We start from the raw sequence: 9,342 nt of genomic DNA, 5'->3' as shown, positions 1-9,342 counted from the left end.
GCCCTCGGACTGGCAGCCGGCATTGTGATGGGTGGTGCAGTAGCGGTTTGGAAAATCAGGGCATCTTGACGGTCATTCTTGTTTTCTCCATCGCCCTCACCAGTGAGCTTGCCCTGATTGCCTACAGCCTGAAGACCCAATTACCCCACTCTAAAATCAGGGCAATGATGCACCTGCTTACAGGGGTTTTGTTTGCCGGGCTGGTGTGGTCTTCGGTGATCCCATGGAATTTTCGGTGGTACGGCCTTGCAATTTTTCTGGCGCTTCAGGCTGTGGGCGGATTGTGGACCTTGGTCCGATCGGCAAAGGAGGAAGGTTCAGCCTCGAAGATGAACATTCTCCTGCGCTCAACCATCTCCTTACTGCTGACCTTCTGCGCAATTTCACCTGCGCTCATCTTTCCGACCTACCGGCCGCTTACTCCTACCGGCAACTACATTGTTGCAACGGCAAGATACACTTACACCGATGAGCATCGCATGGAGCAATTTGCCGCAAACGGACTGCCCCGTAAAGTCAATTGCTCCTGCTGGTATCCGGAAAACACCCCACGAGGCGCGACCTTCCCGCTGATTATTTTTTCACACGGCGGGCTGGGACTGGAAACCAGCAACGAATCGTTATTCCTTGAGCTGGCCAGCCATGGCTATGTGATCTGCTCAATCGGTCACCCCTTTCACGCATTTTGGACGAAGTCCACCGATGGGCATACAACCTTTGTCAGCATGGCATACTTTAACGAACTACAGCGGGAAGATGCACGGCGCGATCCCCAACAAAGCTTTCGGTTGTATCAGCGCTGGCTGGCTACACGCACGGGAGACATCAATCTTGTGCTGGACACCATTTTACAAAATGCCGCTGAAGGTATTGAAGGCATCTATCACCTTGTGGATACAACCCGAATTGGCATGATGGGGCATTCGTTGGGCGGTTCAGCCGCCCTGGCAATGCCGAGGCAACGCGAGGATATAGATGCCGTGCTTGCACTGGAGTCCCCCTTTCTTTTCGACATCCTTGCTGTGAAAAATGATTCTTTTATCTTTTCCGGGCAGCCTTATCCCGTGCCGGTCTTGAATATCTATTCCGATGGCGCATGGGATCATCTCTCGGAATGGCCGCAATATGAAAAAAATTTTGCTCTGCTTTCCGACACACCACAAACTGCCTATAACCTGCATCTTGCAGGCGCTGGTCACTTTTCGCTAACCGATCTTGCGCTTGCCAGCCCTCTGCTGGTGCGAATGCTGGAGGGCAAACAGCCGGAGCGCTCCAGTGTAGAATATCTGCAGGAACTCAATCGAGTCAGTCTGGAATTTTTCAATTGCTATTTGAAGGATCTGCAACCTGCGTCACCCATTGCATTCAATGCCTGCCCGTGAAATGGTTAACGTTCTTCTTCTTTTGAATTCAGGATCCAATATGCAAAACTATACCCCCTATCTCCCAACCCTAAAACTGATTAAACCGGTCTTCGGGCTGTTTGTTCTATTGTTGATTCTGCTGACCGGCTGCACGGCTTCATCCTCGAAAATTCCGATGAACTACCGCTGGGCGAGTGTTCAGGGCAGTCAGATTCAACAGGCACAAGCCGGTGAACAGTTTTATTTTCAAATCTTTGTGGACGAGCCAATGATTTCCGAGGGCGTACCGGTCAAGATTAAGGTCAGCGGCAATGTCAACGAAGGCTCGATCCGGTTTGAGCTGCGCCGTCCAGATGGTCAGCCGGTATGGGATTCGGGCACTATCCGCCGTGGTGATTTTTCAATTCAGACGGAATACACCCTGCCAGCCGGTCAAACCGGAACCTACACCCTTGGGCTGGTTTACAGTGAAAACACCTCGGCGGTGTATGACCTGAGCTGGCACGCCATTCAGTTGGGCCCTGCTGTTCTCATACCGGGGTTGGGCATGATTTTGGTTGGGGTTGTTTTTGTGCTGTTTGCCGCCCGTCGGAAAATTCTGGGCTGGCGCTATTTTTGGCTGGGAGCGCTGTTCTGGGTGTTGACCGTGGCAGTCAAGTTTGCCGTTGCCGTACCACTCAACCCGCTCGTGATTCGCGCACTGGGCGCCGGAAGTGACAACCTGTTTTCTCCCGCTAATCTGGCAGTCTATTTCTATATCGGCGCACTAACCGGCATCTTCGAGGCCGGACTGGCATGGCTCATCCTCAGCAGGGTACGCTGGGGAAAGGCCAGCTGGAATCAGGCACTGGTATTTGGAATTGGTTTTGGGGTCATTGAAGCCGTGCTGCTCGGATTGGCCGGTTTCGGGACTTCACTGATCGGTCTGCTTTCAGCCGAAACGCTTCCAGTAGCCACCCTGGGCAATCTGGCCAACAATGCCACGCTGGTAATGGGGCTTGCTCCCGTTGCGGAGCGTTTATCCGTCATTTTCGCCCACATTTTCTCCTGCGTGTTGATTTTTTATGCCATTGCCAGCAGACAAGCCAGATGGGGCTGGCTGGCAATTCTTTACAAGACCCTGCTGGACACACCCGGCGGTTTTGCTGCCTATTGGGGCGCCAACACCGCCGAGAAAATCTGGACACTGGAAGCGGTAATTGCCATGATCGGTTTGCTCGGATTGTGGGCAACCCTGCAGATTGCGCGACGTTACCCGCTTCAACAAACCGTGGAGTAAGCAGCCGGTTCTACACCCCATCCCCCTCGCGGAGGGCGTTTTCCCAATCCAGCCGCAGGGGAGCGCCAAACGCCTCGATTTCGACCCTTGTCCCGCCGAATTCAGCCCGGACGAAAGGATTGTCGTAACGCGGGAAGGCATCCAGTGCTACCTTTTCACCGTCAACCCGAAGGTCGCCTTCCCAGCCGAATTCCATCCGTCCGTTGCCGGGCGAATCAAAAGAAACCTGCAAGCCGTCAAAACAAAGCCCTGCCGAGCCGATTGCGGTGATGAAATCGCCAAACGAGCCGTCCTCTGCCTGCCGGCCTAACTGACACAGCCAGATGTTTTGAGCGCCGTCCGCCACAATCTCGCGCCCCTCGTCCTCGCGGCGGGGAAAGCGCAGCGCGTCCTCCGCCCGGTACACCGACCTGCGCTCCAACGGCTGCCCAGCCGTCTGCTCCGACTGCCCGGCCTCACGCCAGCGGTAGGGATTGCGGGAATAGAGCGCAAGATAAGCCGTCCCGCGCCGGGCAAAAATCCATCCGCCCCGCTCCACCACTTCATCGAACCGATCGCGCGGCAGCCAGGCATGGGTGTAAAAATGGCGGATCGGCACATAGACTGCCGGTATTCGGCGCAGGTTGTAAATTACAATCGCCACATTGCGGTATTGAGCAGCGCGGGGGAGCAGTCCGCTGCCCGCCCAGTAATTCGGTGTGGCTCCTTCCAACTTCGCCGGGTGGGTGGTGAAACACACCGCATCCGGGCCAAGGGTCGCCTGCCAGATATGCTGCTGGTCGCCGCCGTAACCCTTGCGGTAATCCTGCGCGGTGGAAAGCATGTAGTCGGCAGTTTTCCAGGTGTAGATATTGACCTCCTCGCGGGTATTGCGGCAGGCATCCCGTTCGATGGCAGCAGCCAGCACCGGCAGCAAACCCAGCGCCCGCAGCGGACGGACGAAGGGACGAAACGGTGAGAAGGGACGCAGAAAATCATTTTCCCACCAGTTGCACTGGTCGAACATGCGCAGGGTCTGGTTGATGGTACGCGGGTGAACGTAGGCTTCCAGGGTCAGGCAGTGCATTCCATCTTCAAAATTATCCGGCCTCAATCCCCACTTTTCCATCTCGGCCAGCCGAATCCCCATCCGCTGCCGGTTGAGCATCCCCTCCGGCGGGTCAAATTGGGCAATCTTCTCGATCACCTTTGGCAGGCGGTAGCGGCTGAGGGCAAACGCCGCGGCGCTCATGTTATCGTAAGCGGAGAAAATGCCCATGCCAAACAACAGTTTGGTGGTGTCGGTCGTGCCTTCCTGTGCCGCCCATTTTTTGGTATTTTCGTATGCCCGCCCGTGGGTCGAACCAAATACACCATGATACGAATTCAAAGCCATGTCCAGCAGCAAAAGGTCAATCCCCATGGCGGCGCGGCGGCGCAGTTCATCATCGGCGGCAAAATCCACCAGCGAGAGCAGCGCGGTTAAATCCTCGTCGTAATAGACGTGCGAAAGCCACTCGCTGAAACCGGTGCGGAAGCGCAGTTCCAGCCAGCGCAAAATGCGCGCCCGGTTAAGGGTCATCTTGTGCTGACCGCTCTCGCCGCTGTTGGTGAACACCTCATCGGGATACAACTGACCGGCAAGGTAGGCCGCCGAGGTGTACAGGATGTAGTGGTTTTCCGTCCAGGTACACAGCGAATCCACGCCCGGCTCGTTGGGAAAATACTTGAAACCCAGCACAACCTGACGGGCGCGCTCGCGCAGCGCCGGGCTGACACACTCTGGAAACTGGTACAACAGGCGTAAAATACTGTGCAGCACAAAATCGGCGCAATCGCGCCGCGCGGCAATGAAATCCAGCGCCGCCTGAATCACCCCCTCGTGCGGTTTTTGACCCGCCGCGCAGCGAATCAGTTCGAACCAGACCGGTTTGGTGTTTGCCGGGGCCGGGTTGCGCAGTACGTGTTGAATGTAAACCTGTTTGCGTTCCTCAAAAGTCGGCATGAAGGGCTGTTCCGCGAAGAAATCCGCCACCGGTGAGGCAGGGTAGCCCTCGGGTGCTTGTTGGGAAGCGCGAATCTGATAGTCGCGCTGGGTATGAACGGTCATGACTCTTCTCCGTGTTCAACCAAGCAAGGTTTTCACCAATACCTGCTTTTCTCCTTCGTCCACCGGCAGACCGGCGCGCTGACGGGCAAGCAGGGCATTCAAACGCTGGTGCAGGGCCGGCGTCAGCGGGAAACGCAGGGCAAACACCAACGCCAGGGCAAGCAAAACCAGCGGCAGCAGCATGAAAATCAGGCGCAATGCCAGCAGAAAGGTGGGGCTTTGCGGCTGTTCGATCAGGCGCATTCCGCCGTTCAGCGATTCCTGAATCGGCGGGATATAACCCGCCCATTCCAGCACGTGCGAAACGGCAAAAATCGCCAGAGCCGAGCTGAGCTTGCGGATGAAGGTCACCAGCGCCGAATAAATCGCTTCCCGCCGCTGACCGCTGCCCAATTCGTCCACATCGGGAATATCCGGGAAGATGGCATAAATCATCACCACAATTCCGCCGGTGCCCAGCCCCACAAAAGCGGCAAAGACATACACCCACCCCCGCGCCGATTGCGGCCCAATCAACCAGCTGAACAACATCGTCACTGCCCAAAGGATCAAACCGATGATATAGCCCCGCACTTTGCCCAACTTTCGGCTCAGCCGGACATAAAACGGCAGAGAAATGACCTGCGCAATCAGCAGCGTGCCGTTGACAAAGCTGACCTCCCCGCTGCGCTGCAAATAATACTTGATGAAATAAGCCACAATCGTGCTGACCGTATCAATGGCAACAAAGGCAAACAGGTACATTGCCAGCGTGTACACGAAGGTACGGTTTTGAAAGGGAGTGAGGAAAGCCTCCCGCCAGTTGAACGGACGGGGTGGTTTCTGAAACTCCGGGCGCTCGCGCACGGCCATGACCGTGGCAATGAAAGGCAGCGCAAAGAATAAACCAAAGCCGGCCGCCATGACGATATAGCCGGTGCGCACATCCGCAAAGGCCTTGACAATTTCCAGCGGCAGCAGGGCCGCCAGTATGGACGCTACGGTGGAAAAGAAAATGCGAATCGAACTCAGGCGCGAACGCTCATGATAATCCAGCGTGATTTCCGAATGCAGCGCATTGTAGTTGAGCATGACGATGCTGACCACCGTGGAAAAGAACAGGTAACTCAGCACCACGGCGGTAAAACGGGCGGATTCCGATTCCATGCTGTACGGATAAAACAACGCAAAAAACGACAGAAAGATGAGGGGAATGCCAATCAGCAAATAGGGACGCCGCCGCCCCAGAAAGGTGCGTGTGCGGTCACAAAGGATGCCCTCAAACGGGTCGGTGATGCTGTCATAGATCTTGCTGATCAGGATGACCGTCCCCGCCAGAGAAGGCGATATGCGCACCACATCGGTTAGAAAGATCAGGTAATAAAAACTGATGATGACGCCCGAACCGCCGCCAAAAATATCCCCCACGCCGTAACCGATCCGCGTCCACAGGCTGAGCGGTTTTTCGGTTGGGGTCGTTGTGTTGGAGTGTTGATCGGTTGATGCCATGCCGCTGGTTGAACCACCTTTCTCTGGAAAACAGGTTATTTTCTCACTCCGCCCGGCGGAGTGGAGCCCGCTCAATTATCTGGCTATGCGAATTTTTTCGACCAGTTCGCGCCGCCCGCTTTGCGCCGAGCGGTACACCGCCTCCACTGCTGCCAGCACCACTAATGCCCCCTCAGCCGGAATCAAATACGGCTGATCATCCAGCACCCAGTTGACAAAACCGCGCAGGCTGCGTTGCAAGGCATGCAGCCCCGCCACCGGCAGAGGATGGCGGCCCAGGCGCACCCCGCGAACATGCAGACGGGGCAGCGGTAAGTCGGTATATACGGCCTGCCCGCGCTCGCCGTACACCTCAATCCGCACCGCTTCTTCCACCGCCGCCGCCATGGTCGAGGTCAGGCTGATCAGTGTGCCGCCTTCGGTCTGCAGGATGGCCTCAGCCAGCGTTTCCACCTCCACATCGAAGCGCGGCGTTGCCGTCCAGCCGGCTGCCTCCTGCGCTTCTTCTCCCAGCGCCCACAGCGCCAGATCCAAAAAGTGGCTGGCCTGAGTGATTAACGTCCCGCCGCCAGCCTGATCCAGCCGGCTGTGCCAGGCCGCCGAGCGAAAGTAGCTCTCATCCCGCCGCCAGGCCACGTTGATGCGGATGCTGAAAACCCGCCCCAGCTCACCCGCGCGCACCGCCTGCGCCAGCCGGTAAGCAGCCGCATCATAACGGTACTGGTAATTGACCCCAACTTTCGCATTCTGCCCCGCCAGCCAGTTGACCAGCGCAACCCCTTCGCTCAACGTGCGGGTAAGCGGTTTTTCCACCAGCACGGCTTTGCCCGCCTCCACCGCCCGGCGAATCATCCCTGCGTGCAGGTGATGCGGCAGCGCCAGATAAACCGCATCCAGCCCGGCCGTTTCCAGCATTTCTTCCACCTCTGTAAACGCCAGCGGAATGCGGAATTGACGCGCAAAGCGATGCGCTTTTTCGTCATTATGGTCACAGCAGGCGCTCAGAACCAGCCGCGGAACGAACCGCGCCAGCAGCGCCGTGTATCGGGCGATCTCGCCGCAGCCCACCACTCCCAGCCTCAACCGGCGCTTCATGAGGGGTTTTCCTCCGCGGGCGAAACGACCCAATTCAGCCCCCGCCGGATGATTTCCCGCACGGCGGGATGGCGCAGACTGCTGCCCAGATGACCCGGCAGCAGATAACATACCCGCCCGGCGGCATAACGGTAGGTCCACACCGCCGGGGCTTCCTCCCCTTCGGCAGATGCCAGCCAGTGAACCTCGACATTTGGCTGAAATTCGTGATGATACAATTCATCTCTAACCGAAAAGGCCGCCATCCCGCCAAACAGATCCTCGCGCAGCGGACGAAATTGCAACGGTTGCACCCTGCCGTGACCGATGAATCGTCCGCCGAGCAATTCAAAATAAGCCGGACTGGTTTTGAAAGAAGCCGTTGCCGAATGTACCCCCAGCACTCCCCCGCCCCTGGCGACGTAATCCAGCAGGCGGCGCAGCGCGGTATCCTCTGCCTGCTGGCGGTGAAGGTACAGCACCACCGCCGCAACACCGCTCAGATCCACAGGGAGCTGCTCCAGTCGGCGGCACTGGAAAACCTGAAATGCACCGCTGCGCTTTAACGTCTGCCCCAGAGCCAGCCGCCCATCCAGCGGCGGGTGAAACAACCCCTCGCTCACCAGCCAGACGGTTTTCACAGTCGTCTCCGTTTGGCAGCCGCCAGCTGTTCGGCTTCGGGACGGCTTTTGTAAAAGTCATCCAGCGGGTAACAGCCGCTCACCAGTCCCAACCGCGGGGCGGTCGTACAGTCGCTGAACGTTCGGCAAATTCGTTTGCGCTGCAAAGACACACCCCTCAACACATCCCCACACAAGTCGGGATAAGTCAGCGCCATCCGTCCGATACCGACGAAATCCACTCCGCCGCGGCGCACATTCCACTGGGCCACCTGCGGCAGCCATTCCTGCAGGTAGGAATAGGCCGAACCCACAAAAATCAGCCGCGGGTGACGCGCTTTGAGTTCCGCGGTTACCCGAATCTGGCGGGCAACCCCGACCAGCGGATCTTCGGGGGGCAGGTAACCATCAGACGGGGGAAAGAGCGCCGGCCGCTGAATGTGCGGGCAGTAATAAGGACTGCCGGCGCTCAGGTTGACCAGTTGTACCCCCAGCGATTCGAGCAGTCCAAGAAACTGATTGACCTCCTCCAAATCAATTCCTGTACCGCTGCCATCTCCGCCGAAGGCATAGGGATACTCCTTCCCCTCCGGCCACGCTTCCGGCTGCCCAACGCCGTCCGCGGCGGGTTTGAAGGGGATGAAATCAAACGCCGAGAGGCGCACCCCAATCAGCAAACCGGGTGCTTCGGTGCGGATGCCGCTCACCACCTGGCGCAAGAAGCGGGTGCGGTTTTCCAGACTTCCGCCATAAGCGCCGGGGCGCTCCACCGCGCTGAGCATTTCATGCAGCAGATAGCCGTGGCAGTGTTTGATGTCCACAAAGTCAAAACCGGCCGCCTGCGCCAGCCGCGCCGCCCGTACAAAATCCCCAACAAGGTCATCCAGTTGAGCATCGGTCATCAGCGGGTAGGACGAGTCCAATCCCAGGCGGCGGTCGAGAATGGGATGATGATAGAGGATGACCGGCTGCGGCCGGCCCTCAGGGCGGGCAAAACGCCCGGAGTGGGTCAGCTGCAAGCCGACCAGCAGACCTTCTACACCCCAGCGGGTGGTATGGGCTGCCACCAGCGTCTGGCGCAGGCGCTCCAGCTCGCGCAGATTGGCATCCTGGATCAACAACTGGTTGGGGTTGGCACGCCCCTGCGGAGAGACCGCCACCGCCTCACCGCCCCAGATGAGTTTGGCGCCGCTCTCTCCAAACCGCTGCCAGCGGCGCAGGGTCAGCTCGCTGGGTTTGCCGTCGGCAGTGCCGTCCCAGCCTTCCATCGGCTGAATGCACCAGCGGTTGCCAATCCGACGACCGTCCCCCGGCAGCGCCAACGGCTGCGCCAGCGGTGATTGGGAGGCGGGCAGCAAGACATCATCCAGGTCCACATCCAGACCCAGTTCACCCAGACGAACCCGCAGGGCCGCCGGGCTGGTGAAA

Annotated in this window: 7 protein-coding genes; 2 read left to right on the top strand and 5 right to left on the bottom strand. The window is 58.2% G+C overall.

Annotated elements, in window-relative coordinates:
* A partial coding sequence (locus ACWIZX_RS03445) for an alpha/beta hydrolase family protein (protein WP_448334815.1) occupies positions 1-1,382 on the top strand: 1,382 nt, incomplete at its 5' end.
* 40 nt (positions 1,383-1,422) lie between these two features.
* On the top strand, positions 1,423-2,643 hold the full coding sequence (locus ACWIZX_RS03440) for a YhfC family glutamic-type intramembrane protease (protein ID WP_448334814.1): 1,221 nt from the start codon (positions 1,423-1,425) through the stop codon (positions 2,641-2,643).
* A 10-nt stretch (positions 2,644-2,653) separates the two neighbouring features.
* Here the strand turns inward: ACWIZX_RS03440 and ACWIZX_RS03435 are convergent, their stop codons facing one another.
* The 5 genes from ACWIZX_RS03435 to ACWIZX_RS03415 form a co-directional block, all read right to left on the bottom strand.
* The gene (locus tag ACWIZX_RS03435) at positions 2,654-4,732 is read right to left on the bottom strand and encodes a hypothetical protein (protein ID WP_448334813.1); all 2,079 of its coding nucleotides are present in this window, start codon (positions 4,730-4,732) and stop codon (positions 2,654-2,656) included.
* Positions 4,733-4,747: 15 nt separating this feature from the next.
* Positions 4,748-6,220, bottom strand: coding sequence for an MFS transporter (locus tag ACWIZX_RS03430; protein ID WP_448334812.1), 1,473 nt, complete (start codon positions 6,218-6,220; stop codon positions 4,748-4,750).
* Positions 6,221-6,295: 75 nt separating this feature from the next.
* A complete protein-coding gene (locus tag ACWIZX_RS03425) occupies positions 6,296-7,315 on the bottom strand; it encodes a Gfo/Idh/MocA family protein (RefSeq protein WP_448334811.1) in 1,020 nt (339 codons plus the stop codon).
* Positions 7,312-7,935, bottom strand: coding sequence for a ThuA domain-containing protein (locus ACWIZX_RS03420; protein ID WP_448334810.1), 624 nt, complete (start codon positions 7,933-7,935; stop codon positions 7,312-7,314). The genes ACWIZX_RS03425 and ACWIZX_RS03420 overlap by 4 nt, the downstream gene beginning before the upstream one ends.
* Entirely contained in the window at positions 7,932-9,323 is a 1,392-nt protein-coding gene (locus tag ACWIZX_RS03415; protein WP_448334816.1) for an oxidoreductase, read from the bottom strand. Before ACWIZX_RS03415 ends, ACWIZX_RS03420 begins: the two co-directional genes overlap by 4 nt.
* Positions 9,324-9,342 lie beyond the last annotated feature (19 nt).

This window comes from Bellilinea sp. (genome assembly GCF_053501535.1).
Note: the sequence above shows the minus strand (reverse complement) of the source record. Positions and strands in the feature narration are given on the sequence as shown.